The organism is Enterobacter wuhouensis (genome assembly GCF_035835995.1).
GTDB lineage: Bacteria > Pseudomonadota > Gammaproteobacteria > Enterobacterales > Enterobacteriaceae > Enterobacter > Enterobacter wuhouensis.
In genome coordinates this window covers 2775233-2801580 of the sequence record NZ_CP142124.1, presented here as the reverse complement: position 1 = coordinate 2801580, position 26348 = coordinate 2775233, and the positions used below count along the sequence as shown (strand labels likewise).

Here is a 26348-nt window from a genome sequence, read left to right as displayed (position 1 = left end):
CTAACGTAACGGCATTAAGGGCACGATGTGCCCGCTGTGATGCGCTGGCGGGGGAGTATTCCCCGCCAGCCATACTGGAAAATCCCTCAGCGGCATTGGCCGCGCATAGAAATACCCCTGCAGAACATGCACGCCGTGAAGGCGTAAATATCGCGACTGCTCCTCCGTTTCGACACCTTCCGCCACAAGCTCAATGTTCAACCGCTGGCCCAGCGCAATGATGATGTCCGTCACCGTTGAGTTCACGGCGTCCGTACCGATAGCGGTGGTAAAGGACTGGTCGATTTTCAGCACGTCCGGGTGGAGTTTCTCAAGCCAGGAGAGCGAGCTGTTCCCGGTGCCAAAATCATCAATGGCAATCTTCACCCCTTTGTGATGAAGCTCGCGCACGATACGATAATCCACATCCAGCAATGCATCGCGTTCCGTCAGCTCAATAATCAGCTGCTGGACGGGACTGGCGCTGAACCAAAGGCGGTTAAGATCCTGTAAAAGCACCGCACGACGGAAATGGCTGGCAGCGACGTTAATACCAATATGAAAATCAGAGTGGGAGGGGAAATAGCCAATCTGACGCACCGTTTCAGCGATGACATACCGGGTTAAAGAGACGATCAGGTTATGCTCCTCGGCCAGCGGGATAAAGACTTCTGGCGATATCCAGCCCTGACGCGGGTTATTCCAGCGGAGCAAAATCTCAACGCCGATACACTCCTGACTGCGCGCGTTCACCAGCGGCTGGCAGAAAAGCTCAAACTCCCGCGCCGCGATCCCCATATTGATTTCCCAGGTAAAGCTCATGCGCTTTGCCGTGGCAAGCCACGCAATGTAGCCCAGCAGCAGGCTGAGCATCAGGGCAAGCGGCATCTGGGCAGGCAGGCTCTTCAATGCCACTTCGCCCGGGCCCGGGCCTCTCAGGGTGATGCTGAACGGGAAGCGCGTCGACGTCTGCACCAGCGAAACGTCATCGTCGTCAACGTTCAGGGTAGGAGTGACCTGCTGCCCGTAACGCAGGGAGTTGTCTCCTACGGTGAGGACGACGTCGGTGATCAGCGGGCGCTGCGGCTCAAGGATCATCCTGGTAATTAAATCGATATTGACGATTTCCATCACGCCATCCTCACCGGCTGGCGAGACGGGGTTCCACTGGATGAGGATTGGGCTGCCTTTCAGGAGAGAGTGGTCGGTAGATAAGAGCAGTTTAGGTTCGGCAGCGGGTAAAAATGGCTGTAAATTATTGACCGGAACGTCGCGGCTGCCGAAGATGCTCGAACAGTAGAGAATACCGTCTTTGACCAGGGCAATGGAGCGGACGGTTTGCAGGATCGCCGCCTGTTTACGCAGCAGGAGATGGGCCTGTTGGCAGGGCTGACCAACAAGCGGCTGCAGAACGCCGCGGTGGTTTTCCAGCGAGAGCAGAACCTTATCCAGCGATCGTACGGTGTGGTTAGCGAAGCCGAGGATGCTTTCCTGGTTCACATTTCTCTGGGAAATAAAGCGAATGCCCAACGTCAGGATGAGCGTAAGGAGCGCAACCGTTAAGCAGACGATAACGCGTTTTCGGCGATAGTCTTTAATGATCGTTTGTGCATTTTGCATGAACGCTTGCCCGATAAGCACCCGCGCCAAAAGCTGGACGCAACAGGAAAAGTGTAGTGGGGAATGCGTAATGAGACGAGACGTGAGGAGAAAATTCGCCCATCCGTTGCAGATGGGCGAAAGGAACTACTAGTCGCACTGCACCTTAATTGCCAGACCGCCGCGTGACGTTTCACGATATTTGGCGTTCATGTCTTTGCCGGTTTCGTACATGGTTTCAATAACCTTATCCAGAGAAACGCGCGGTTCGCTGGTGCGGCGCATTGCCATACGGGAGGCGTTGATCGCTTTCACGGAGGCGATGGCGTTACGCTCGATGCACGGCACCTGAACCTGGCCAGCAACCGGGTCACAGGTGAGGCCAAGGTTGTGTTCCATACCGATTTCTGCAGCCACACACACCTGCTCAGGGCTTGCACCCAGCAGCTCTGCAAGACCCGCTGCCGCCATAGAGCAGGCCACGCCGACTTCACCCTGACAGCCGACTTCTGCGCCAGAGATTGACGCGTTCATCTTGTACAGCGCGCCAATCGCGCCCGCTGCCAGGAAGTAACGAATGTAGATGTCTGGGGTAACGGGTTCGATAAAGTGGTCGTAATAGGCCAGCACCGCCGGGACAATGCCGCAGGCACCGTTGGTCGGTGCTGTGACAACGCGGCCACCCGCGGCGTTTTCTTCGTTAACCGCCAGGGCGAACATGTTTACCCAGTCAACCACGTTCATCGGATCGTTAGAGAACTTGTCGGTCGTCACCAGCATACGGCGCAGCGCGGAGGCGCGGCGCGGCACGCGCAGCGGACCCGGCAATACGCCTTCGGTATTCATCCCACGATCGATACAGGCGCGCATGGTTTGCCACACGTTTGCAAAATAGTCTTCAATCTCTTTTTTGCTGTGCAGCGCCAGTTCGTTCTGCATCACCATGCCCGAAAGCGACAGGCCGGTCTCTTTGCAAAATGCCAGCATTTCGGCGGCAGACTTAAACGCGTAGGGTACGTTTACGTCGTCTGCGCTGTCTTTGCCAAAATGCTCCTCATCAACGATAAAGCCACCGCCGATGGAGTAGTAGGTTTTGCTGTAAATCTCTTTTTCGCCGTTCCAGGCGTGAATGGTCATGCCATTTTCGTGCAGCGGCAGGTTGTCGCTGCGAAAACGCATGCCGTCATCCTGTGGGAAATCCACTTCGCGCTGGCCGTTAGCCAGCAGCAGGCGACCGCGTGTTTCTACGTCGCGGATGAATGCCGGAATGGCATCAATATCAACGGTGTCCGGCATGTTGCCCGCCAGACCCATAATAATGGCGATATCGGTGTGGTGGCCTTTACCCGTTAATGACAGCGAGCCGTAGACATCCACGGCAACGCGGGTAACGCTTTCCAGTAATCCTTTTTCGACCAGATCATCGACGAACTGTTTACCGGCCTTCATCGGCCCTACAGTGTGGGAAGAAGAAGGACCAATCCCCACTTTGAACATGTCGAATATACTAATCACTTTCACACTCCTGACAGGGTTACCGGGGTTCCAGTAACGATGTTATAACTGCGCATAGTGTAAGAGGGAACACCAACCTCGGCTTAACTATTCACATGAATTAAACTAATGGTTAACGATGGTTTTGCTAATAGCGCGACAGCGATCGCAAACCTGACAGAAGAGGGCGGAATGTAAAGTATAGTCAAGGCTTCAGGCCGATTTGCAGAGCCAGCTCACGAATGATGCCCGCCGTCATGCCCCAGACAAAATAATGCTGATACCAGGAAAGCCACACCCGATGATCGTGTCCGCGGCGATGAATATCCAGAGGGTGATAGCGGCTCAGTCGAAGCGCTTCTTCCAGCGGCATTTCAAATACCGCCGACACTTCATCGACGCTGGCGTGATAGTGAAGATCGGGCGGGATAATTCCGACGACGGGCGTAACCTGAAATCCGGTCACGCTGTCGACCGGCGGCAGCACGCCGACGATCTCGACGGATTCAGGTGGGATGGCAACTTCTTCCTGCGCTTCCCGCAGCGCGGCGGCAATCAGCGAGGCGTCGGTGCTGTCCACCGCGCCGCCCGGAAAGGCGACCTGGCCCGCGTGTTTGCGCATATGCGGCGATCGCTGCGTGAGCAGCAGGCCCGGCTGTTCGCGCCGCACCACGGGGATTAGCACCGCCGCCTGCCGCTGATTCAGGGCTTCACGGTTCACCTGTGGACGTAAAAGCTGGAAGCGCGACAGAAAATCATCCAGCGTCAGGTTCTCTTTTTCCACCCGTTAGTTCTCCAGCTGTTGAAGGATACGGTTAACTTTATCAAAGGTTTCCTGATATTCCGCCTCGACCTGACTATCGGCCACGATGCCGCCGCCCGCTGAGCAGTATAGATTGCCGCCGCTGGCCGTCAGGGTGCGGATGGTGATACTGGTATCCATGGTGCCGCACAGGCTCACGTAGCCGATGCTGCCGCACCAGGCGTTGCGGCGGTGCGGCTCCAGCTCATCGATGATCGCCATCGCCCGCACTTTTGGCGCCCCGGTGATAGAGCCGCCCGGGAACGCGGCGCGCAGCAGATCGCAGGCGGTGCGGGACGCAGGCAGACGGGCGGTAATGGTGCTCACCAGATGATGCACCGCCGGGAAGGGCTCCACAACGAACAGCTCGGGAACGCGCACGCTGCCCGGTTCAGCAACGCGTCCGATATCATTGCGCATCAGATCGACAATCATCAAATTCTCCGCGCGGTCTTTCGGTGAGGCCGCCAGCCTTTCAGCCTGCTGCCGATCGGCAGCCGGGTCGGCAAGACGCGGCAGGGTGCCTTTGATAGGGCGCGTCTGAATGGTGCCGTCGGCCAGATGGATAAAACGCTCCGGTGACAGGCTCAGAATGGCGCCCTGTTCCAGACGTAAGAATGCGCTGAACGGTGCCTTATTGCTTGCGTTGAGGCGGGTAAACGCCTGCCACTCGTCTCCCCGATAGGCTGCCTGGAAACGCTGGGCAAGGTTCACCTGATAACAGTCGCCGCTTTGCAGGTACGCCTGAACGCGCGAGAATTTTTCTGCATACTCCTGCGCCGTCATGTTGGAGCGCCAGCCTGAGGTTAGCGTGAACGTCTGTGTCGGCGCAGGCTGTTGCGCCTTAAGCCACGCTAGTCGCGCCTGCACGTCATGATGGCTCAGCAGGGAAACCGTTTTTTTCTGGTGATCGACAATTAACGCCCAGTCATACAGCCCCACGGCCATGTCTGGCAGGGAAATATCAGCCTGCGCATGCTCCGGCAGCGTTTCGAAACGACGCCCGAGATCGTAGCCAAACAGGCCAAGCGCGCCGCCCTGAAAAGGCAGATCGGGATTTGGCGTTGCCGCTAAGCCTAACCCGTCGATCGCCTGCTGCAGCAAGGCCAGCGGATCTTGCGCTGAAGACATGTTTTCGGTGGTCAACGTTTGCACCGGATCGGCGACCAGAATATCAAACCGGCTGTAGGGGTGATCCGCATGGCCGGAGTGGAGCAGCATCGCAAACGGAAGATGGCTCAGGCGAGCAAACCAGAATTCAGCGGCGCCAGCGCGCCAGGGCAAGGTAATAACAGTGGGGAAGCGTAGGTTCATGTGTGGCATACTACCGGGCAGCGTGAAATAATTAGCGCGAATAATTTAGCAGGAGTTGACGATGTTTGCAGGTTTACCTTCTCTCAGCCATGAACAGCAGCAGAAAGCCGTTGAACGTATCCAGGAGCTGATGTCCCAGGGGATGAGCAGCGGACAGGCGATTACGGTTGTCGCTCAGGAGATTCGCGCCAGTCATTCCGGCGAGCGGATCGTGGCGCGATTCGAAGATGAAGATGAAGATCCGGAAGAGTAATCGGGCCTACACCGCCGCGATAATCTTGATCTCAACCTTATACTCCGGCTTCATCAGCGTGGCCTGTACGGTGCAACGTACAGGCGCGTGACCCGCCACCACCCATGCATCCCAGGCTTTGTTCATCGCCGCAAAATCGTCTTTATTGGCCAGGAAAATCGTTGCATCCAGAATGCGGGATTTGTCGCTGCCCTGTTTTTCCAGCACGGCATCAATTTGCGCCAGGGTATTCGCCGTCTGTTCGAACGCATCCGCGTCCAGGTTTGACGGTACACCGGTGTAGTAAAGCGTCTGATTGTGGATCACAACATCAGACCAGCGGGCCTCGGCGTCAATGCGCACAATTGTCATAAAGGTTTCCTCGTTATTTTGCGTAATCAGGCGGCAAGACTGCCATATTGTTCTCCCGTCGTCACTATTTGGGCTGGCACAGGACGGGTTGGGCTGACATAATCCCTGTGCAAAAATACAGTGAGAGAGCAAAGTGGCAGACGATTTTTCCCCTGAAGGTCAATTAGCGCAGGCGATCCCCGGCTTTAAGCCCCGCGAGCCCCAGCGGCAGATGGCGCACGCCGTCGCCGACGCCATCGAAAAGGCGCAGCCGCTGGTGGTCGAAGCCGGCACCGGCACGGGTAAAACGTACGCCTACCTTGCTCCGGCCCTGCGCGCGAAAAAGAAGGTCATCATTTCGACCGGGTCAAAAGCGCTGCAGGACCAGCTCTACAGTCGCGATTTGCCCACGGTGGCAAAGGCGCTGAAGTACAAGGGGCGTCTGGCATTGCTGAAAGGGCGCTCTAACTATCTCTGCCTGGAGCGCCTTGAGCAGCAGGCGCTGGCGGGGGGTGACCTGCCGGTACAAACCCTGAGCGACGTCATCGTCCTTCGGGCCTGGGCGAACCAGACCGAAGAGGGCGATATCAGCACCTGCGCGAGCGTGCCGGAAGACTCTCCCGCCTGGCCGCTGGTCACCAGCACCAACGACAACTGCCTCGGCAGCGACTGCCCGCTGTATAAAGACTGCTTTGTGGTGAAGGCGCGTAAAACCGCCATGGACGCTGACGTCGTGGTGGTTAACCACCACCTGTTCCTCGCCGACATGGTGGTCAAGGACAGCGGCTTCGGCGAGCTGATCCCCGAAGCGGAGGTGATGATCTTCGATGAAGCGCACCAGCTGCCGGATATCGCCAGCCAGTATTTCGGCCAGTCGCTCTCCAGCCGCCAGCTGCAGGACCTGGCGAAAGATTTCACCATTGCCTATCGCACCGAATTAAAAGATACCCAGCAGCTGCAGAAGTGCGCCGACCGCCTGGCGCAAAGCGCGCAGGATTTCCGCCTGCAGCTCGGCGAGCCGGGCTATCGCGGCAACCTGCGCGAGCTGCTGGCAGATAAAAATATCCAGCGCGCGCTGCTGCTGCTCGATGATGCGCTTGAGCTTTGCTACGACGTGGCAAAGCTGTCACTCGGACGCTCCGCGCTGCTGGATGCGGCTTTCGAGCGCGCCACGCTCTACCGCGGGCGGCTCAAGCGGCTGAAAGAAATTAACCAGCCGGGCTTCAGCTACTGGTATGAATGTACCTCCCGCCACTTTACGCTGGCGCTGACGCCGCTCACCGTAGCGGATAAGTTCAAAGAGGTGATGGCGCAAAAGCCCGGCAGCTGGGTCTTTACCTCAGCCACGCTGTCGGTGAATGACGATCTGCACCATTTTACGGAACGTCTGGGCATTGAGCAGGCCGAGTCGCTGCTTCTGCCAAGCCCGTTCGATTATGAAAAACAGGCGCTGCTCTGCGTGCCGCGCAATCTGCCGCTGCCGAACCAGCCGGGCGCGGCGCGGCATCTCGCCGCAATGCTGAAACCGATGATTGAGGCCAACAACGGCCGCTGCTTCATGCTCTGCACCTCCCACGCCATGATGCGCGATCTGGCCGAGCAGTTTCGCGCCACCATGACCCTGCCGGTGCTGCTGCAGGGCGAAACCAGCAAAGGACAGCTGTTACAGCAGTTTGTCTCCGCCGGTAACGCTCTGCTGGTGGCGACCAGCAGCTTCTGGGAAGGCGTAGACGTGCGCGGCGATGCGCTCTCACTGGTCATTATCGACAAACTGCCCTTTACCTCTCCGGACGATCCGCTCCTGAAAGCGCGAATGGAAGACTGCCGCCTGCGCGGGGGCGATCCTTTCGATGAGGTCCAGCTGCCGGATGCGGTGATTACGCTCAAGCAGGGCGTTGGGCGCCTGATCCGCGACGTTACCGATCGCGGCGTGCTGGTAATTTGCGACAACCGTCTGGTGATGCGCCCCTATGGCGCTACCTTCCTGGCAAGCCTGCCGCCGGCCCCCCGCACGCGGGACATTAAACGCGCGGTTCGTTTCCTGGCAAACCCAACGGCGGAGTAATTTGCACCGGAGTGTGCTAAGATGCGCGCCATTTTGTGACTGACCATTGCGAGAGCGCGACAACTGATGCGAATTCTGGCTATTGATACCGCAACAGAGGCCTGTTCCGTTGCCCTGTTGAACGACGGTGCTATCTCTGCTCATTTCGAAGAGTGCCCACGGGAACACACCCAGCGCATTCTGCCGCTGGTGAAAGACATTTTAACCCGCGGCAACGCCTCCTTAACCGATCTCGACGCGCTGGCCTATGGCCGCGGCCCGGGCAGCTTCACGGGCGTCCGCATCGGCATTGGCATTGCGCAGGGGCTGGCGCTGGGCGCTGAGTTGCCGATGATCGGCGTCTCCACCCTGGCGACCATGGCGCAGGGGGCGTGGCGTATGACCGGCGCCACCCGCGTGCTGGCAGCCATTGACGCCCGCATGGGCGAAGTGTACTGGGCCGAATATACCCGTGACGAGCAGGGCGTCTGGCACGGTGAGGAGACCGAAGCGGTGCTCAAACCTGAAGCCGTTACCGAGCGTCTGAAAGCGCTGACTGGCGAATGGGCGACGGTAGGCACGGGCTGGCCTGCCTGGCCGGAGATGGGGAACGACACCGGGCTAACGCTGGTGGACGGCAACATGCTTCTGCCCGCTGCGGAAGATATGCTCCCGATCGCCTGTCAGCTGCTTGCGGCAGGAAAAACCGTTGCAGTTGAACAGGCTGAGCCAGTTTATTTGCGAAACACGGTCGCCTGGAAGAAACTTCCGGGCCGCGAGTGAATCTCAGTAACAGGAACTGAGAAAAAGGAGTCGCATCATGGCGGTTCAGACTAAAGTTGTACGCCTTTTCATGGCAGGCGTTGTTGCCATAGCGTTGAGCGGGTGCGTCACCGTTCCTGATGCGATAAAGGGCAGTAGCCCTGCGCCACAGCAGGATCTGGTGCGCGTAATGAATGCGCCTGAGCTGTACGTCGGCCAGGAGGCGCGCTTCGGCGGCAAGGTGATCGAGGTGCAAAACCTGCAGGGGAAAACCCGTCTGGAGATTGCAACCGTACCGCTGGACAGCGGCGCGCGGCCTGCTTTGGGTGAAGCCTCCCGCGGACGCATTTATGCGGACGTCAGCGGTTTCCTCGATCCGGTCGATTTTCGCGGACAGCTGGTCACCGTCGTTGGCCCCATTACCGGTTCGGTACAGGGTAAAATCGGCAGTACCCCATACAAATTCATGACCATGCAGGTTAACGGCTACAAGCGCTGGCGTATTGCGCAGCAGATTGTGATGCCGCCGCAGCCGATCGATCCGTGGATGTGGGGCCCACACCCCTACCGCTATGGTTATCCGGGCTGGGGCTGGTATAACCCGGGTCCGGCACAGGTTCAAACGATCGTAACTGAGTAACTTACTGTTATTATTAAGAAAGAGACAGCGGCTCAGCCGCTGTCTCTGTTTTTTTACGGATAAAATGAAAAAAAAGAGTGACGCGCTTCGCAACCTGCAATCTGAACAATTAATAAACTGGTACGCTGAGTTAATATAATGTTAACAAACTGTTTATTAACGGGGCTGTGATGACGACGAACACTCATTTCAGAGGTGATGCATTGAAAAAGGTTTGGCTTAACCGTTATCCCGCAGATGTACCTGCAGAGATCAATCCTGACCGTTATCAATCCCTGGTTGAATTATTTGAACACTCGGTTCGGCGCTATGCTGACCAGCCCGCCTTCGTGAATATGGGCGAGGTGATGACCTTCCGCAAGCTGGAAGAGCGTAGCCGGGCGTTTGCTGCGTATTTACAGGAAGGGCTGGGGCTGCAGAAAGGGGACCGCGTCGCGCTGATGATGCCGAACCTGCTGCAATATCCGGTGGCGCTGTTCGGGATACTGCGCGCGGGCATGATCGTCGTTAACGTCAACCCGCTCTATACCCCGCGCGAGCTGGAGCACCAGCTGAATGATAGCGGCGCGGCGGCGATTGTCATCGTCTCTAACTTTGCCCACACGCTGGAAAAAGTGGTCGACAAAACCCAGGTGAAGCACGTCATCCTGACGCGCATGGGCGATCAGCTTTCCACGGCCAAGGGCACGCTGGTGAACTTCGTCGTCAAATACGTAAAGCGCCTGGTGCCAAAATATCACTTGCCGGATGCCATCTCCTTCCGCCGCGCGCTGCATGCCGGCTACCGCATGCAGTATGTCAAACCGGAGGTGGTTTGTGAGGATCTGGCGTTCCTGCAGTACACCGGCGGAACGACGGGCGTCGCCAAAGGCGCGATGCTTACCCACCGCAACATGCTGGCAAACCTTGAGCAGGTGAACGCCACTTACGGGCCGCTGCTGCATCCGGGCAAAGAGGTGGTGATCACCGCGCTTCCGCTGTACCACATTTTCGCGCTGACCATGAACTGCCTGCTGTTTATCGAGCTGGGCGGTCAAAACGTGCTGATCACCAACCCGCGCGATATTCCGGGGCTGGTTAAAGAGCTGGCGAAATACCCGTTCACCGCGATGACGGGAGTCAATACCCTGTTCAACGCGTTGCTGAACAACAAAGAGTTCCAGCAGCTTGATTTCTCCACGCTGCACCTCTCCGCAGGGGGCGGGATGCCGGTTCAGCAGGCCGTTGCCGAACGCTGGGTCAAGCTCACGGGGCAGTACCTGCTGGAGGGCTATGGCCTGACCGAATGTGCGCCGCTGGTGAGCGTTAACCCGCACGACATCGACTACCACAGCGGCAGCATTGGCCTGCCGGTGCCGTCCACGGAAGCCAAATTGGTGGATGATGACGATAACGAGGTCGCACCGGGCGAGCCCGGCGAACTGTGCGTTAAAGGGCCGCAGGTGATGCTGGGCTACTGGCAGCGTCCTGACGCGACGGACGAGATCGTCAAAGACGGCTGGCTCCACACCGGCGATATCGCGGTGATGGATGAAGAAGGCTTCCTGCGCATCGTTGACCGCAAGAAAGACATGATCCTTGTCTCCGGCTTTAACGTCTATCCGAATGAGATCGAAGACGTGGTCATGCAGCACAGCGGCGTGCTTGAGGTCGCGGCAGTGGGCGTGCCTTCCGGAAGCAGCGGTGAGGCCGTGAAGATTTTTGTGGTCAAGAAAGATCCTTCACTCACCGAAGAAGAGCTGGTAACGTTTTGCCGACGCCAGCTGACGGGCTACAAGGTGCCAAAGCTGGTGGAATTCCGCGATGAGCTGCCGAAATCCAACGTCGGTAAGATATTACGACGAGAATTACGTGACGAAGCCCGTGGCAAAGTAGACAATAAGGCCTAAGTTGCACGTTAATCGCCCAGACGCCGGTTAAGCCGGCGTTTTTTATGGGCGCAAACAAAAGAGAAAACGATTTGAATTACCAGATGATCACGACCAACGACGAGCTGGCTTCGCTGTGCGAGGTGACGCGCGACTATCCTGCCATCGCCCTGGACACCGAGTTTGTCCGTACGAGAACGTATTACCCGCAGCTGGGCCTGATTCAGATGTTCGACGGTAAGCATGTCTCGCTGATCGACCCCCTCGGCATTACCGACTGGACGCCAATGCGTGAACTGCTGCTGGATACGAGCGTCACCAAATACCTGCACGCGGGCAGTGAAGATCTGGAAGTGTTTCTGAATACCTTTGGCATCATGCCGCAGCCGCTGATTGACACGCAGATCCTCGCCGCGTTTAGCGGACGCCCGCTCTCATGGGGCTTTGCCGCCATGGTGGAGGAGTATACCGGCCTGACGCTGGATAAAAGCGAATCCCGTACCGACTGGCTGGCGCGCCCGCTCACGGAGCGTCAGCTCGACTATGCGGCGGCCGACGTCTTCTACCTGTTGCCAATTGCCGGTCAGCTAATGAAAGAAGCGGAAGCGTCCGGCTGGCTGGCTGCCGCGCTGGACGAGTGCCGAATGACCCAGCAGCGCCGTCAGGAACTGGTCGATCCAAAAGACGCCTGGCGCGACATCACTAATGCCTGGCAGCTGCGCACGCGTCAGCTGGCCTGCCTGCAGCTGCTGGCCGACTGGCGGCTGCGTAAGGCCCGCGAGCGCGACCTGGCGGTGAACTTTGTGGTGCGTGAAGAGCACCTTTGGGCCGTTGCGCGCTACATGCCGGGCAGCATGGGTGAGCTGGACAGCATTGGCCTCTCCGGGAGCGAAATCCGTTTCCACGGCAAAACGCTGCTCGCGCTGGTGGCGAAGGCGCAGCAAACCGCAGATGAAGACCTGCCGGAACCGCTGCTGAACCTGATGGATATGCCGGGCTATCGCAAGGCATTTAAAGATATTAAAGCGCTGGTGCAGGAAGTGGCTGCTGAAAGCAAGCTGAGCGCGGAGTTACTGGCCTCGCGTCGCCAGATTAACCAGCTGCTGAACTGGCACTGGAAGCTGAAGCCGCAGAATGGCTTGCCGGAGATGGTGGCGGGGTGGCGCGGCGAACTGATGACTGAACGTCTGAATAAATTACTCGAATCCTACCCGCGTTAAGAAACTGTAGCCCCGGTAAGCGCAGCGCCACCGGGGGATTGCCGGGCGGCGCGATGCTTGCCCGGCCTACAAAATCACAAACGATTAACGCGACTCTTCCGCCTCTGGCAACGTAACGTTCAGCTCCAGAATCGAAATATCCCCGTCTTTTTGCTCCAGCTGCACGGTGACCATCTCCGGATCGATCTGCACGTACTTACAGATCACTTCCAGAATGTCCTTGCGCAGCTGCGGCAGGTAATGCGGCTCGGCGTCGCTGCGACGACGCTCCGCAACGATAATTTGCAGACGCTCTTTTGCGATGTTGGCGGTGCTTTTTTTCCGCGAGAGAAAAAAGTCCAGTAATGCCATAACTTATCCTCCGAACAGGCGTTTGAGGAAACCTTTCTTCTCTTCTTCAATGAAGCGGAAAGGACGTTCTTCTCCCAGCAGACGGTCAACGGTATCGGCGTAAGCTTTACCTGCATCTGCCATTGTATCCAGAATCACTGGCTCACCCTGGTTAGAGGCGCGCAACACGGACTGATCTTCCGGGATAACGCCAACCAGCTTGATGCGCAGGATTTCGAGCACGTCTTCCATGCTCAACATGTCACCTTTGTTCACGCGACCCGGGTTGTAGCGGGTCAGCAGCAGGTGCTCTTTAATCGGCTCCTGACCATTTTCCGCACGGCGGGATTTGGAGGCGAGGATACCGAGAATGCGGTCTGAGTCACGTACGGACGAGACTTCTGGGTTGGTAGTGATGATTGCTTCATCTGCGAAGTAGAGCGCCATTAGCGCACCGGTTTCGATACCGGCAGGGGAGTCACAGACGATGAAGTCGAATTCCATCTTCTTCAGCTCGTCGAGGACCTTTTCTACGCCTTCGCGGGTCAGGGCATCTTTATCACGCGTCTGAGAGGCCGGAAGAATGAAGAGGTTCTCGGTGCGTTTGTCTTTAATCAGCGCCTGATTAAGCGTAGCATCGCCCTGAATGACGTTAACGAAGTCATACACGACGCGACGTTCACAACCCATGATCAGGTCGAGGTTACGCAGGCCGATATCAAAATCGATAACGACGGTTTTCTTTCCCTTCTGGGCCAAACCAGTAGCGATGGCCGCGCTGGAGGTGGTCTTGCCAACGCCTCCTTTACCCGAAGTAACAACAATAATGCGTGCCATAGAAATTCCTTGTTAAAAAGGGATCAATTCAACGGTTGAACGGTCAACGCGTCATCTGCCAGCAGCAGACGAGCCGCCTTGCCATAAAATTCGGCTGGGATCTTGTCGCTCAGCCAATATTCACCTGCGATGGACACCAGTTCCGCCGTCAGATGAGTACAAAATATTTGTGCTTCCCGATCGCCACTTGCGCCTGCGAGCGCTCGCCCACGCATCATACCGTAAACGTGAATGTTGCCATCCGCAATCAGCTCAGCGCCTGCGCTGACGTGGCTTGTAACAATCAGATCACAGTTTGGCGCATAAATACGCTGACCGGAACGAACCGGCACATCAATCATTCGCGTTTTTGTGACCGACGTAACGTTCTGCACCGGAGGAGGGGGCGTTGGCACGGCTGCAGGCGCCGGACGCGGGGCTTTTTCTTTTCCCTCGGTCAGAAGCGGTAACCCTGCGCGGTCAATTTCTGCTTTCAGCTCAGCATCTTTGCAGCCGCTGATGCCCACAATGCGCAGCCCGGTTGATGACACCGCCTGCTGGAGACGCGTCCAGTTAACCGGAGCATCCAGACCGCTCACATTGACGACAACGGGGGCATGTTTCAGAAAGGCGGGAGCCTGGGCGATTTTGTCTTCTAACGCCTGACGAATAACCTCGGGTTTTGCATCATGCAAATGAACCACTGATAAGGTGAAGCTACTGCCTTTAAGCTCGATGGGCGTGTTTGACATCCTGGCCTTACTCAATTTGCTATTAACCGCAACAAGTCGATGCGATATTCCGAAGAGTATCAGGCATGTTATAGTCAGGAGTATATTGAGGCAAGCAACCACCCATTAATTCAGAGTAAAAACATGTTTTGTGTGATCTACAGAAGTACAAGCCGCGACCAGACCTACCTTTATGTCGAAAAGAAAGACGATTTTTCCCGCGTGCCTGAAGAATTAATGAAAAGTTTTGGCCGTCCTCAGCTGGCGATGCTGCTGCCGCTGGACGGACGTAAGAAACTGGTCAGTGCCGATCTGGATAAAGTGAAAACCGCATTAACCGAACAGGGCTATTATTTACAGCTTCCACCACCACCCGAGAATTTATTAAAACAGCATCTTGAGGTGAACGGGAAAAAATAGCTCCGGACACAACACATCAACCGTTTAGGGGTCGACCATGTATCAACATCATAACTGGCAGGGTGCATTACTGGATTATCCCGTGAGTAAAGTGGTTTGCGTCGGCAGCAACTACGCAAAACATATTCAGGAAATGGGCAGCGCGACGCCAGAAGAGCCTGTGCTGTTCATTAAGCCTGAAACCGCGCTGTGCGATATTCGACAGCCGCTGGCGCTGCCGCAAGGGCTGGGCTCCGTTCATCATGAGGTTGAGCTTGCGGTACTGATTGGTGCGACGCTGCGTCAGGCCTCTGAAGAGCATGTGCAGAAAGCCATTGCCGGCTACGGCGTTGCGCTGGATCTCACGCTGCGCGACGTGCAGGCTAAGATGAAAAAAGCCGGACAGCCGTGGGAAAAAGCCAAGGGCTTCGATAACGCCTGTCCGATTTCTGGTTTTGTGCCGGTAGGCGAGTTTACCGCCGATCCACAGGACACGCCGCTTGCGCTCAAGGTGAACGGTGAGATCCGCCAGCAGGGGACGACTGCCGATATGATCCACAAGATCGTGCCGCTGATCGCCTACATGAGCCGCTTCTTTACCCTTAAGCCGGGTGATGTGATCCTCACCGGTACGCCCGAGGGCGTTGGCCCGCTCAGCGGCGGCGACGAGCTGGAGGTCAGTTTTAACGGCCTGTCGCTGAAAACCCGCGTGCTGTAAAAGCAACTTGCCGCCTGATATGGGCGGCAAAACTTGCATCAACGTGCCAGACTCGTTATAAGGTGCGCTTTCTTTTGACGTGTGGACATCCTGATGAACGACATTCCTTTCTGGCAAAGCAAAACTCTCGACGAAATGACCGACGCGGAGTGGGAATCGTTGTGCGACGGCTGCGGGCAGTGCTGCCTGCATAAGCTGATGGATGAAGATTCCGACGAGATCTATTTCACCAACGTCGCCTGCAAGCAGCTGAACATCAAAACCTGCCAGTGCCGCAACTATGAGCGTCGCTTTGAATATGAGCCGGACTGTATAAAGCTGACCCGCGAAAACCTGCCGACCTTTGAGTGGTTACCGCACACCTGCGCGTATCGCCTGCTGGCGGAAGGGAACGATCTGCCGACATGGCATCCGCTGCTGACGGGATCTAAAGCGGCGATGCACGGTGAGCGTATCTCCGTGCGCCACATCGCTGTGAAAGAGTCCGAGGTGCGGGACTGGGAAGACCACATCATGAATCACCCTAACCGCTGATAATAAAAAACCCGCCGAGGCGGGTTTTTTATTATGCGCTGTTGTGTCGGGTGGCGCTGCGCTTACCCGACCTACAAAACCGTAGGCCCGCGCAAGCGAAGCGCCGCCGGGCAACTTAGCGCCCAAACAGATCGCGTTTCTTCGGCTTAAACGGCTGGGCAATCAGCACCAGCAGCGCCACGACGAAGTAGGCGACAAAAATGCCCACCAGCCACTGCGGCATCTCCAGCGTCAGGAATTCCCACTGGCGCACGGAGCAGTCGCCGGAGGCGACGAACACCTGCGGCAGCCATTTGTCCAGCGGCAGCCAGCTCGGGAAGCGGGCGGCAAAATCGCAGGTCATAAACGGTGACGGATGCAGCTGCATCATGGTGTGCTGCCAGGACAGCTCAATACCTTTCCAGGCGCTGTACAGCCAGATGGCAATACCGACATAGCGTAACGGTGATTTCGGGGCAATCGCGCCCACCAGACCCGCACCCATGATGCCGAACAGCGCACAGCGTTCGTAGATACACAGCACGCAGGGCTTCAGCCCCATGACGTGCTGGAACCACAGTGCGACCATTTCCAGCGCAAAGGCGGTTAGCGCCATTAACAACCACGCTCCACGACCGCGGGAGCACTGGTTCAAAAATCTCAACATAATCATTTCCCTGGAACATGCTTGGAAAGCGCAGTGTAAACCAATTCTTTTTTCGCGCCAGCGCTACCTGACGAAATAAAACGTAATCGGATGTTTATCATGCGAAAAGGCAAACGGGCAGCGAACTGCCCAATTTACCGGGTTCAATGCGCCGCAAGTATACCCGCTTGCATTAACCAGTGCGTATAAGGAATGAGGGTAAATTTGACGCACAACAAGCCAACGATCGTCAGCACCAGCGTATAGGGCAGCGCCATCCACACCATTCTTCCATAAGAAAGCCGTATGAGCGGCGCAAGGGCGGAGGTGAGCAGGAACAGGAACGCGGCCTGGCCGTTTGGCGTCGCGACCGACGGCAGGTTGGTTCCGGTGTTGATCGCGACCGCCAGCAGCTCAAACTGTTGGATGCTGATAACGCCTTGCTCCATTGCCGCCTTCGCCTCGTTGATATACACCGTGCCCACGAAAACGTTATCCGAAATGGACGACAGCAAGCCGTTGAACAGATAAAACAGAGAGAGCTGTGCGTCGGGCGCGGCCTGCAGAACATAGGCAATAATCGGCGCAAACAGGTGCTGATCGATAATTACCGCGACCACGGCAAAAAACACCGCCAGCAGCGCGGTAAACGGCAGGGCTTCGGTAAACGCTTTGCCGATGGCGTGCTCGTCCGTCACGCCGCTAAAGGTGGTGGCGAGAATAATGACCGACAGGCCAATTAGCCCCACCTCAGCCAGATGAAAAGCCAGGGCGGCGATAAGCCAGACGCCAATGATCCCCTGAGCAATCAGGCGCAGCGTATCCTGACGGGTGCGCTGACGGCGACTTTGCTCGTCGAATTTGTGCAGCTCCTGCCGCACCGTTTCGGGCAGCGTTGTTCCGTAGCCAAAGGCGCTGAATTTCTCGACCAGAATACAGGTAGTCAGGCCGCAGAGCAGCACGGGTAGGCTGACAGGCGCCATGCGGAGGAAAAACTCGCCGAAATTCCATTCCGCCGCTTTCGCAATGATCAGGTTCTGCGGTTCCCCGACCATCGTCATCACGCCGCCCAGCGCCGTGCCCACGCCCGCGTGCATCATCAGGCTACGGAGGAAGGCGCGGAACTGCTCCAGCACGTCACGGTTATGTGCATCGACATGGCTGTCATCCTGCAAATCCTCACCGGGGCGAGAAGAGGCTACGCGATGATAAATCCCGTAAAAACCGACGGCGACGCTGATCACCACGGCCACCACCGTCAGGGCATCCAGGAAAGCCGAGAGAAATGCGGCCGCGAGGCAAAAGGCCAGCGACAGGATCGTTTTCGACGGGATGCTCAACAGCAGGCGGGTGAAGATAAACAGCAGCAACTGCTTCATAAAGTAGATGCCGGCGACCATAAACATCAGCAGCAGGAGCACTTCGAGATTAGACGCCAGCTCGTGCTTAACATGCTCGGCGCTGGTCATACCTATTACCACGGCTTCAAAGGCCAGCAGGCCACCGGGGAGTAACGGGTAGCACTTCAGCGCCATCGCCAGAGTGAAGATAAACTCCGCCACCAGCAGCCATCCGGCAATAAACGGGTCCACGAAAAAAAGGATGGGGTTAACGACCAGGAATACCAGAAGTACCAGTTTGTACCAGTCAGGCGACTGGCCTAAAAAATTGCGCCACAGCGCGCGCCCAAATGAAATTTCCACGACAGACGTCCTTCCCCGTCAGGTGAGACAAAACATCAGTATACGCAAAATCTGGCGGGAGAGGGGCACAAAGCCCGTTTGTAAATTTCACAGAAATGAAACGGCGATCCCTCTTTTCTCTCTCTGCTGCGCTACCTGCGTCTGCACGCCTCTGGTATGATGAGTCCAATTTGCTAAAGCTGTGTAATGGAAATCTCACTATGGTCATTAAGGCGCAGAGCCCGGCGGGTTTCGCGGAAGAGTACATCATTGAAAGCATCTGGAATAATCGTTTCCCTGCGGGGTCCATTCTTCCGGCTGAACGCGAACTCTCTGAACTGATTGGCGTCACTCGCACCACGCTGCGAGAAGTTCTCCAGCGACTGGCGCGCGATGGCTGGTTGACGATTCAGCACGGCAAGCCAACGAAGGTGAACAACTTCTGGGAAACGTCCGGGCTGAATATTCTTGAAACGCTCGCCCGTCTCGACCACGAAAGCGTGCCGCAGCTGATTGATAATCTGCTCTCGGTGCGTACCAACATCGCGACTATCTTTATCCGTACCGCGTTCCGCCAGCATCCGGAAGATGCGCTTGCGGTGCTTGCCAGTGCGAACGAAGTGGAAGATCACGCCGATGCGTTCGCCACCCTCGACTACAACGTTTTTCGCGGTCTGGCGTTTGCCTCCGGCAACCCGATTTATGGCCTGATCCTGAACGGCATGAAAGGGCTGTATACCCGAATTGGTCGTCACTACTTTGCCAATCCGGAGGCCCGCAGCCTGGCGCTCGGTTTTTACCATAAGCTGAGCAAGCTCTGCACCGAAGGTTTACACGACCAGGTCTATGAAACGGTTCGTCGCTACGGCCACGATTCCGGTGAAATCTGGCATCGTATGCAGAAAACCCTGCCGGGCGATTTGGCGATTCAGAGCCGCTAAAGAAAAAACCTCTCATATGAGAGGTTTTTTTCGTCGGGTGGACCCGACCTACGGGTCTTGTAGGCCCGGTAAGCGTAGCGCCACCGGGCAAAAAAACTGCACTAAAGCGTATTCAACCGCGCCGGGCACCGCTCCAGCAGCTCGACGCTGCCGTCTTCGTTCTGCTGCTCCAGCAGCACGTCAAACCCCCACAGACGATGCACATGCTTCAGCACCTCTTTACGCCCCTTATCCAGCGGCGCGCGGTTGTGCGGAATATAGCGCAGCGTCAGGGAGCGGTCGCCGCGCAGGTCCACGTTCCACACCTGAATGTTCGGCTCAAGGTTGCTCAGGTTGTACTGGGAAGAGAGACGAGAGCGGATCTCGCGGTAGCCCTCTTCGTTGTGGATGGCTGAAATCTCAAGGAAGTTATTTCTGTCATCATCCAGCACGGTGAAGAAGCGGAAGTCACGCATGATTTTCGGCGACATAAACTGGCTGATAAAGCTCTCGTCCTTAAAGTCGCGCATGGCGAAATGCAGCGTTTCCAGCCAGTCCGATCCGGCAATGTCCGGGAACCAGTATTTGTCCTCTTCCGTCGGCGACTGGCAGATTCGCTTAATGTCCTGGAACATAGCAAAGCCGAGCGCATAGGGGTTGATGCCGCTATACCACGGGCTGTTATACGCCGGCTGGAACACCACGTTGGTATGGCTGTGCAGGAACTCCATCATGAACCGCTCGGAGACTTTTCCTTCGTCATACAGGTGGTTAAGAATGGTGTAGTGCCAGAAGGTCGCCCAGCCCTCGTTCATCACCTGGGTCTGTTTCTGCGGATAGAAATACTGGCTCACCTTGCGCACGATGCGCAGGATCTCGCGCTGCCATGGCTCAAGCAGCGGCGCGTTTTTCTCCATAAAGTAGAGCAGATTCTCCTGCGGCTCGGATGGATAGCGACGCGCTTCGGCGACCGTTTTCTCCTCCTCACGCTTCGGCAGGGTGCGCCACAGCATGTTCACCTGGCTTTGCAGATACTCCTCGCGGCTTTTCTGACGGGCTTTCTCCTCCTGCAGGGAGATCTTCTGCGGGCGCTTGTAGCGGTCTACGCCGTAGTTCATCAGCGCGTGGCAGGAGTCGAGCAGCTTCTCCACCTCATCAACGCCGTAACGCTCTTCGCAGTCGGTTATGTATTTCCGGGCGAAAATCAGGTAATCGACGATGGAGCTGGCATCCGTCCAGCTGCGGAACAGGTAGTTATTCTTGAAAAACGAGTTGTGTCCGTAGCAGGCGTGCGCCATCACCAGCGCCTGCATGGTAATGGTGTTCTCTTCCATCAGATAGGCGATGCACGGGTTGGAGTTTATGACGATCTCATACGCCAGCCCCTGCTGCCCGTGCTTGTACAAGCGCTCGGTTTCAATGAACTTTTTGCCGAACGACCAGTGGGGATAGTTAATCGGCATCCCCACGCTGGAGTAGGCATCCATCATCTGTTCGGAAGTAATAACTTCGATCTGGTGAGGATAGGTATCCAGACGGTACAGCTTCGCGACACGGTCGATCTCGGCAAGGTAGACATCCAGCAGCTCGAAGGTCCAGTCGGGTCCATCGCTCAGACGTGTGCTGTCCCTGGACATGGAATCAATAGTAGCCATTAGCGCGCCCTCATTGTGGGTGCTCTCTCTGTCTGGAGAGCCTCCTTTCAAGCATAGATCAACGTGTTAAAAAGCGTGCTGTAGCAGAAATTTTTTCTTCGCGATTTTTCATTTTTGATTCGACAAAAAATGCCGCTGGCGCAGGATTTTATGCTGGTTAAAAATGACGCGCAGCACGAGATCGCAAATAAGCACTTTCCCCGTATACAGGGGAAGATGTGAGGTAAGTCACCATAAAAAAGTCGTATGTTGAATAATATTTTCAACTAGGTTATCAATCTGTAATCAGTTGATTGTTCTTTTGCACATTATGGAGTGGCTATGCGTGTTGTCATACTGGGAAGTGGCGTCGTTGGCGTGACCAGCGCCTGGTATTTAAGTCAGGCGGGGCATGAGGTGACGGTTATCGACAGGGAAGCCGGCCCGGCACTGGAAACCAGCGCGGCGAATGCGGGGCAAATCTCACCGGGCTATGCGGCCCCGTGGGCAGCGCCCGGCGTGCCGCTGAAGGCCATCAAGTGGATGTTCCAGCGCCATGCGCCGCTGGCCATCAGCCTGGACGGCACGCAGTTCCAGCTCAGGTGGATGTGGCAGATGCTGCGCAACTGCGACACCCGCCACTATATGGAAAACAAAGGCCGCATGGTGCGCCTGGCGGAATACAGCCGCGACTGCCTGAAGGCCTTACGCACCTCGACCGGCATCGAGTATGAAGGACGCCAGGGAGGCACCCTGCAGCTTTTCCGCACCGAGCAGCAGTATGAAAACGCCACCCGCGATATCGCCGTGCTCGAAGATGCAGGCGTACCTTATCAGCTGCTGGAGGCCAGCCAGCTGGGGCAGGTGGAGCCCGCGCTGGCGGACGTGGCGCACAAGCTGACGGGCGGCCTGCGCCTGCCCAACGACGAAACCGGCGACTGCCAGCTTTTCACCCAGCGACTGGCGCAGATGTGCGAGCGGGCCGGGGTAAAATTCCGCTTCAACACCTCCGTCGACAAGCTCCTGTCGGAAGGCGAAAAAATTTACGGCGTGAAGTGTGGCGAAGAGGTGATCAAGGCCGATGCCTACGTGATGGCGTTCGGCTCTTACTCTACCGCCATGCTGAAGGGCATCCTTGATATTCCGGTCTATCCGCTAAAAGGCTACTCGCTGACCATTCCGGTGAAAGAGGAGAGCGGTGCGCCCGTGTCGACCATTCTTGATGAAACCTACAAAATCGCCATTACCCGCTTCGACAACCGCATCCGCGTGGGCGGGATGGCGGAAATCGTTGGCTTTAACACCGAGCTGCTGCAGCCGCGCCGTGAAACGCTGGAGATGGTGGTGGGCGATCTCTTTCCGCGCGGTGGGTTTGTGGAACAGGCTACGTTCTGGACCGGGCTGCGCCCGATGACGCCGGACGGCACGCCGATTGTCGGGCGCACGCCGTTTAAAAATCTGTGGACCAACACCGGACACGGCACGCTCGGCTGGACCATGGCCTGCGGCTCCGGCCAGCTGTTAAGCGATTTGATTTCGGGGCGCACGCCGGCAATTCCGTTTGACGATTTAAGCGCCGCACGCTATCAATCAGGGTTTACCCCATCGCGTCCACAGCACCTCCACGGCGCGCATAGTTAAGGAGTCGTCATGTCCCGTCCCATTCTGGCCCAGCTGGATCTGCAGGCTCTGAAGGATAACCTGCAGATTGTTCGCCGCGCTGCGCCAGGCTCACGCGTCTGGTCGGTGGTCAAAGCGAACGCCTACGGCCACGGTATCGATCGTATCTGGAGCGCGCTCAGCGCCACCGACGGCTTTGCGCTGCTGAATCTGGAAGAGGCCATACTGCTGCGCGAGCGCGGCTGGAAGGGGCCGATTCTGCTGCTTGAGGGCTTCTTCCACGCCGACGATTTGCCGTTGCTGGATAAGTATCGCCTGACGACCAGCATTCACAGCAACTGGCAGGTTAAAGCCCTGCAGGATGCGAAACTGCAGGCGCCGCTGGATATCTACCTTAAGGTGAACAGCGGCATGAATCGCCTGGGCTTCCAGCCCGAGCGCGTGCATACGGTCTGGCAGCAGCTGCGCGCCCTGAAAAACGTGGGTGAAATGACCCTGATGGCGCACTTTGCCGATGCCGAAAGGCCGGACGGCATTGCCGGGGCGATGGTGCGCGTGGAACAGGCGGCGGAAGGGCTGAACTGCCCGCGCTCGCTCTCGAACTCGGCGGCCACGCTGTGGCATCCGGAAGCGCATTACGACTGGGTGCGTCCGGGAATCATTCTTTACGGCGCATCACCTTCCGGGCAGTGGCAGGACGTGGCCAACAGCGGCCTTAAGCCCGTGATGACGCTGCGCAGCGAGATTATCGGCGTGCAGACGCTCAGGGCGGGCGATACCGTAGGCTACGGCAGCCGCTACCGCGCGGCGGGCGAGCAGCGCATCGGCATCGTGGCGGGGGGCTATGCAGACGGTTATCCGCGTATCGCACCGACCGGGACCCCTGTATGGGTTGACGGCGTGCGCACGGGCACCGTCGGGACAATCTCGATGGATATGATGGCGATCGATTTAACCCCGTGCCCGCAGGCGGGCATCGGCTCGCCGGTCGAGCTGTGGGGGAATGAGGTCAAAATCGACGATGTGGCTTCCGCTGCGGGCACGGTTGGGTATGAACTGATGTGCGCCCTGGCACCGAGAGTGCCGGTTGTGACGGTGTAACGAATGGTTGTGTCGGGTGGCGCTAACGCTTACCCGACCTACGTTCGAGGGTTCTGTAGGCCGGGTAAGGCGAAGCCGCCACCCGGCAAAAAAACAACTACTCGGTTTCCTCTTCCATCGGCCTGACGCCGACCTTGCGCACCGCGTTATCTTCTTTTTCAGCAACGGTCCAGATCATCCCGGCAAACTCAACCTGGTCGCCCACGACGGGCGCCGCGCCCAGCAGCTGCTGAATGATTTCCCCAAGCGTTTGCTGCCGATCGCGGTACTCCATCCCTTCATCCAGGCCGTAAATTAGCGCCACGTCGGCAAACTTCGCGTTGGCTTCCAGAATAAAATCGCCGAAGAAACGCTGGTCCAGCGCCACGGGTGGAGACTGGCTGAACAGCTTGCCGAGCGCGGGGAGATCGCGCTCGCGGCCAATCACGCACAGGATATCGCCTTCACGCAGGCGGGTGCTGCCGGTCGGATGCAGCAGAACGTTATCGCGGAACAGGGCCGCAATGCGCGTTTCTGCGGGCATATGCAGATCGCGCAGCGAGGCGCCCACGCACCATTTATCGGCGCTCAGCTGATACACAAACTGCTCCCACGGATTCTCCGGGTGAATATCCAGCCCCACGCGAGAAACCGGCCAGCCGACGGGCGGGACCACGACTTTGGCTTTTTTCGCCGCCCATCCCAGAGAGGTTCCCTGGAACAGCAGGGAAACCAGCACCACGAAGAACGCCACGTTGAAGAACAGTCGCGAATTATCCAGACCTGCCATCATCGGGAAAACGGCAAGGATGATCGGCACCGCGCCGCGCAAGCCTACCCAGCTGATAAACACGCGCTCGCGCAGGTTAAAGCCGCGGAACGGCAGCAGGCCAGCAAATACCGACAGCGGACGCGCAAAGAAGATCATCCACGCTGACAGAATCAGCGCCGGAACGGCGATCGGCAGCAGGTCGGATGGCGTCACCAGCAGGCCCAGCACGAGGAACATGCCGATCTGCGCCAGCCAGGCCAGGCCGTCGAAGTTCTGCAAAATAGCGTGGCGGTTGCGAATTGGACGGTTGCCCAGCAGGAAGCCGCACAGATAAACGGCAAGAATACCGCTGCCGTCCAGCGCAGTTGTTACGGCAAATATCAGAATACCGCCGCTCAGGGCCAGCAGGGGATAAAGCCCCGCCGGCAGCGAAATCCGGTTGATCATCTGCTGCAGCAGATAGCCGCCGGCCAGACCGATGATAATGCCCAGCCCGAACTGCTGGAGGATATGCCAGGCAAACATCCAGCTCAGCCCGGTTTCGTGCTGCTGGATCATTTCAATCAGCGTGATGGTGAGAAAGACCGCCATCGGGTCGTTACTGCCGGACTCAATCTCAAGCGTAGAGCCCACGCGCTCGTTCAGCCCTTTGCCGCCAAGCAGCGAGAACACGGCTGCCGCATCGGTTGAACCGACAATCGCGCCAATCAGCAGCCCTTCCATCATATCCAACTTAAACAGCCACGCCGCCATCATCCCCGTCAGCCCCGAGGTAATCAGCACGCCGACGGTTGCCAGCGACAGCGCCGGGCCCAGGGCAACGCGGAAGGAGCTCGCCTGGGTGCGCATCCCGCCGTCCAGCAGGATCACCGCCAGCGCGAGGTTACTCACCATGTAGGCGAAGGGGTAGTTATCGAATGGGATACCGCCAATGCCATCGATGCCGGCCAGCATGCCGATGGCAAGAAAAATAACGAGAATGGGTATGCCGAGACGCGATGAAAAGGAACTCAATAAAATACTAAAGGTTACAAGCACAGAACCCAAAATGAAAAGACTGATTATCGCTGCGGCATCCAATGTTTTCTTACTCCCACCTCAATGTTAACGCTGTTATTAAAACCCTAACATATTAACGACAGAAACCGCGTTTTATTAAGGCGTTTAACGGCTTTTTTATGCCTTTATGACAGGATGACCGCTGATGGTTAACCGACTGCCTGAATTATCATGGTTCAGGCGGGCGTGTGCGCCTAGCGCCAGGGTGACGGTCTGCTGCTCATGGCCAAAATACAGTCCCGTAATGACGGGGATATCCAGCCTGGAGCGGATAAAATCAATCATCGTTTCTAACGTGTAGCCTGCATCGTAGTCGTTAGGTGCCGAACCGCTAAAGCTGCCCAGGATAATTGCCGACTGGCGCGCCAGTATCCCGGCATGGTAAAGCTGCAGGAGCATACGTTCTACGCGGAACGGATGTTCGTTGATATCCTCCAGCACCAGTATGCCGTCCTCAATCTGCGGCAGCCAGGGCGTGCCAATCAACGACACCAGCATGGCCAGATTGCCGCCCCACAGCTGGCCTTCACATTCCCACTGCGGGCCGCTGCCTTGCCACTCCACGCTGTAGGTAGGGTTTTGCAGCGCCCGCCAGAAATGATCGCAGGTGAAGGCGTCCAGCTCCGGCGCGCCGAAGTTGCCGGCCAGCATCGGCCCGCTGAAGGTGATGACGTTGTGCAGAGCGAGCAGGCCGAGCTGGATCGCGGTGAAATCGCTGTGCCCGCAAATCAGCAGCGGCTCCTGCTGCTGACGCGTGGCCAGCCCTTGCCAGTCGATGCTCTCCAGCAGGCGGCTTGCCCCGTACCCTCCGCGGACGGCCAGCACGATATTGTCGCTACCCTTCAGGTTCACCAGTGCGTTGATATCATTGAGCCTCTGCGCCTCCGTTCCGGCAAAGCGCTGCTGGCGGCGGGGGATAATTGTCTGATTTTCTACCCGGTGCCCGGATTCCAGTAAGCGCTGAACGCCCCGCTGCGCCGCGTCCTGGTTGATGCAGTAGCCGGACGGCGCGATGAGATGAAACTGAGACATGGCAATTCCTTGCTGAATGAGAAACTAATTGTCTATATCATGCCGCTTATACGCCGCTCGCTTCAAGAGGCGGCGCACCGCGACGATCGGC

At 57.3% G+C, this 26348-nt stretch carries 25 protein-coding genes and 1 pseudogene; 13 read left to right on the top strand and 13 right to left on the bottom strand.

Features of this window, described 5'->3' with window-relative positions:
* From VPX56_RS13480 to pabB, 4 genes are all read right to left on the bottom strand, one after another.
* Nucleotides 1-1599 (bottom strand): EAL domain-containing protein, encoded by a 1599-nt coding sequence (locus tag VPX56_RS13480; protein WP_131632304.1) that lies wholly within the window; start codon nucleotides 1597-1599, stop codon nucleotides 1-3.
* Between the two features lie 129 nt (nucleotides 1600-1728).
* Nucleotides 1729-3093, bottom strand: coding sequence for an L-serine ammonia-lyase (gene sdaA / locus VPX56_RS13475; protein ID WP_131632305.1), 1365 nt, complete (start codon nucleotides 3091-3093; stop codon nucleotides 1729-1731).
* 184 nt (nucleotides 3094-3277) lie between these two features.
* A complete protein-coding gene (locus VPX56_RS13470) occupies nucleotides 3278-3856 on the bottom strand; it encodes a CoA pyrophosphatase (RefSeq protein WP_263610101.1) in 579 nt (192 codons plus the stop codon).
* 3 nt (nucleotides 3857-3859) lie between these two features.
* Entirely contained in the window at nucleotides 3860-5188 is a 1329-nt protein-coding gene (gene pabB / locus VPX56_RS13465) for an aminodeoxychorismate synthase component 1 (protein ID WP_326466945.1), read from the bottom strand.
* Nucleotides 5189-5249: 61 nt separating this feature from the next.
* Between pabB and VPX56_RS13460 the strand changes: the two genes are divergently transcribed.
* Entirely contained in the window at nucleotides 5250-5441 is a 192-nt protein-coding gene (locus tag VPX56_RS13460; protein WP_023336068.1) for a YoaH family protein, read from the top strand.
* Between the two features lie 6 nt (nucleotides 5442-5447).
* On the opposite strand, the gene VPX56_RS13455 is transcribed toward VPX56_RS13460, so the two are convergent.
* A complete protein-coding gene (locus VPX56_RS13455) occupies nucleotides 5448-5792 on the bottom strand; it encodes a RidA family protein (RefSeq protein ID WP_028013528.1) in 345 nt (114 codons plus the stop codon).
* Between the two features lie 133 nt (nucleotides 5793-5925).
* On the opposite strand from VPX56_RS13455, the gene VPX56_RS13450 reads away from it, so the two are divergent.
* From VPX56_RS13450 to rnd, 5 genes are all read left to right on the top strand, one after another.
* Nucleotides 5926-7836, top strand: coding sequence for a DNA repair helicase YoaA (locus tag VPX56_RS13450; RefSeq protein WP_131632308.1), 1911 nt, complete (start codon nucleotides 5926-5928; stop codon nucleotides 7834-7836).
* A 66-nt stretch (nucleotides 7837-7902) separates the two neighbouring features.
* Nucleotides 7903-8598 carry a tRNA (adenosine(37)-N6)-threonylcarbamoyltransferase complex dimerization subunit type 1 TsaB gene (gene tsaB, locus VPX56_RS13445; protein ID WP_263610098.1) on the top strand — a complete coding sequence of 232 codons (696 nt, stop codon included), beginning with the start codon at nucleotides 7903-7905 and terminating at the stop codon, nucleotides 8596-8598.
* 37 nt (nucleotides 8599-8635) lie between these two features.
* Nucleotides 8636-9217 carry a Slp family lipoprotein gene (locus tag VPX56_RS13440; protein ID WP_131632310.1) on the top strand — a complete coding sequence of 194 codons (582 nt, stop codon included), beginning with the start codon at nucleotides 8636-8638 and terminating at the stop codon, nucleotides 9215-9217.
* 203 nt (nucleotides 9218-9420) lie between these two features.
* On the top strand, nucleotides 9421-11106 hold the full coding sequence (fadD, locus tag VPX56_RS13435; RefSeq protein WP_131632311.1) for a long-chain-fatty-acid--CoA ligase FadD: 1686 nt from the start codon (nucleotides 9421-9423) through the stop codon (nucleotides 11104-11106).
* A gap of 83 nt (nucleotides 11107-11189) precedes the next feature.
* Complete coding sequence (gene rnd / locus VPX56_RS13430; protein ID WP_131632801.1) at nucleotides 11190-12305, top strand: ribonuclease D; 1116 nt, start codon at nucleotides 11190-11192, stop codon at nucleotides 12303-12305.
* A gap of 84 nt (nucleotides 12306-12389) precedes the next feature.
* Here the strand turns inward: rnd and minE are convergent, their stop codons facing one another.
* Genes minE through minC form a run of 3 tightly spaced genes read right to left on the bottom strand, consistent with a single transcriptional unit; the run spans nucleotide 12390 to nucleotide 14203 of the window.
* Nucleotides 12390-12656, bottom strand: a complete 267-nt coding sequence (gene minE, locus VPX56_RS13425) for a cell division topological specificity factor MinE (protein WP_003859937.1) — start codon at nucleotides 12654-12656, stop codon at nucleotides 12390-12392.
* A 3-nt stretch (nucleotides 12657-12659) separates the two neighbouring features.
* The gene (gene minD / locus VPX56_RS13420; RefSeq protein WP_131632312.1) at nucleotides 12660-13472 is read right to left on the bottom strand and encodes a septum site-determining protein MinD; all 813 of its coding nucleotides are present in this window, start codon (nucleotides 13470-13472) and stop codon (nucleotides 12660-12662) included.
* Between the two features lie 23 nt (nucleotides 13473-13495).
* Nucleotides 13496-14203, bottom strand: coding sequence for a septum site-determining protein MinC (minC, locus tag VPX56_RS13415; protein ID WP_131632313.1), 708 nt, complete (start codon nucleotides 14201-14203; stop codon nucleotides 13496-13498).
* A gap of 123 nt (nucleotides 14204-14326) precedes the next feature.
* Between minC and VPX56_RS13410 the strand changes: the two genes are divergently transcribed.
* The 3 genes from VPX56_RS13410 to VPX56_RS13400 all read left to right on the top strand — a co-directional run bounded on the left by VPX56_RS13410 (nucleotide 14327) and on the right by VPX56_RS13400 (nucleotide 15833).
* Nucleotides 14327-14602 carry a YcgL domain-containing protein gene (locus tag VPX56_RS13410; RefSeq protein ID WP_263610097.1) on the top strand — a complete coding sequence of 92 codons (276 nt, stop codon included), beginning with the start codon at nucleotides 14327-14329 and terminating at the stop codon, nucleotides 14600-14602.
* Between the two features lie 37 nt (nucleotides 14603-14639).
* Nucleotides 14640-15299, top strand: a complete 660-nt coding sequence (locus tag VPX56_RS13405) for a fumarylacetoacetate hydrolase family protein (protein WP_131632315.1) — start codon at nucleotides 14640-14642, stop codon at nucleotides 15297-15299.
* Nucleotides 15300-15392: 93 nt separating this feature from the next.
* On the top strand, nucleotides 15393-15833 hold the full coding sequence (locus VPX56_RS13400; RefSeq protein WP_131632316.1) for a YcgN family cysteine cluster protein: 441 nt from the start codon (nucleotides 15393-15395) through the stop codon (nucleotides 15831-15833).
* 115 nt (nucleotides 15834-15948) lie between these two features.
* On the opposite strand, the gene dsbB is transcribed toward VPX56_RS13400, so the two are convergent.
* The gene (gene dsbB / locus VPX56_RS13395) at nucleotides 15949-16479 is read right to left on the bottom strand and encodes a disulfide bond formation protein DsbB (RefSeq protein ID WP_263610094.1); all 531 of its coding nucleotides are present in this window, start codon (nucleotides 16477-16479) and stop codon (nucleotides 15949-15951) included.
* Nucleotides 16480-16622: 143 nt separating this feature from the next.
* Entirely contained in the window at nucleotides 16623-18161 is a 1539-nt protein-coding gene (nhaB, locus tag VPX56_RS13390) for a Na(+)/H(+) antiporter NhaB (protein WP_326466911.1), read from the bottom strand.
* A gap of 200 nt (nucleotides 18162-18361) precedes the next feature.
* On the opposite strand from nhaB, the gene fadR reads away from it, so the two are divergent.
* Nucleotides 18362-19081: a fatty acid metabolism transcriptional regulator FadR gene (gene fadR, locus VPX56_RS13385; protein ID WP_014884259.1), complete on the top strand. Its 720-nt coding sequence runs from the start codon at nucleotides 18362-18364 to the stop codon at nucleotides 19079-19081.
* Nucleotides 19082-19182: 101 nt separating this feature from the next.
* Here fadR and VPX56_RS13380 read toward each other — a convergent pair whose 3' ends face one another.
* Nucleotides 19183-20715, bottom strand: coding sequence for a SpoVR family protein (locus tag VPX56_RS13380; protein WP_263611090.1), 1533 nt, complete (start codon nucleotides 20713-20715; stop codon nucleotides 19183-19185).
* A gap of 321 nt (nucleotides 20716-21036) precedes the next feature.
* On the opposite strand from VPX56_RS13380, the gene VPX56_RS13375 reads away from it, so the two are divergent.
* The 3 genes and pseudogenes from VPX56_RS13375 to VPX56_RS23075 form a co-directional block, all read left to right on the top strand.
* Complete coding sequence (locus tag VPX56_RS13375; protein WP_131632320.1) at nucleotides 21037-22335, top strand: D-amino acid dehydrogenase; 1299 nt, start codon at nucleotides 21037-21039, stop codon at nucleotides 22333-22335.
* A gap of 9 nt (nucleotides 22336-22344) precedes the next feature.
* A complete protein-coding gene (dadX, locus tag VPX56_RS13370) occupies nucleotides 22345-23415 on the top strand; it encodes a catabolic alanine racemase DadX (RefSeq protein ID WP_263611092.1) in 1071 nt (356 codons plus the stop codon).
* 16 nt (nucleotides 23416-23431) lie between these two features.
* A pseudogene (locus tag VPX56_RS23075) lies at nucleotides 23432-23578 on the top strand (hypothetical protein); the annotation flags it as partial.
* Here VPX56_RS23075 and VPX56_RS13365 read toward each other — a convergent pair.
* Together VPX56_RS13365 and ldcA are read right to left on the bottom strand one after the other, a co-directional pair.
* Nucleotides 23513-25246 carry a potassium/proton antiporter gene (locus VPX56_RS13365; RefSeq protein WP_131632322.1) on the bottom strand — a complete coding sequence of 578 codons (1734 nt, stop codon included), beginning with the start codon at nucleotides 25244-25246 and terminating at the stop codon, nucleotides 23513-23515. The pseudogene VPX56_RS23075 and the gene VPX56_RS13365 sit on opposite strands and share 66 nt — an antisense overlap.
* A gap of 96 nt (nucleotides 25247-25342) precedes the next feature.
* On the bottom strand, nucleotides 25343-26257 hold the full coding sequence (ldcA, locus tag VPX56_RS13360; RefSeq protein WP_326466905.1) for a muramoyltetrapeptide carboxypeptidase: 915 nt from the start codon (nucleotides 26255-26257) through the stop codon (nucleotides 25343-25345).
* Nucleotides 26258-26348: the final 91 nt, after the last annotated feature.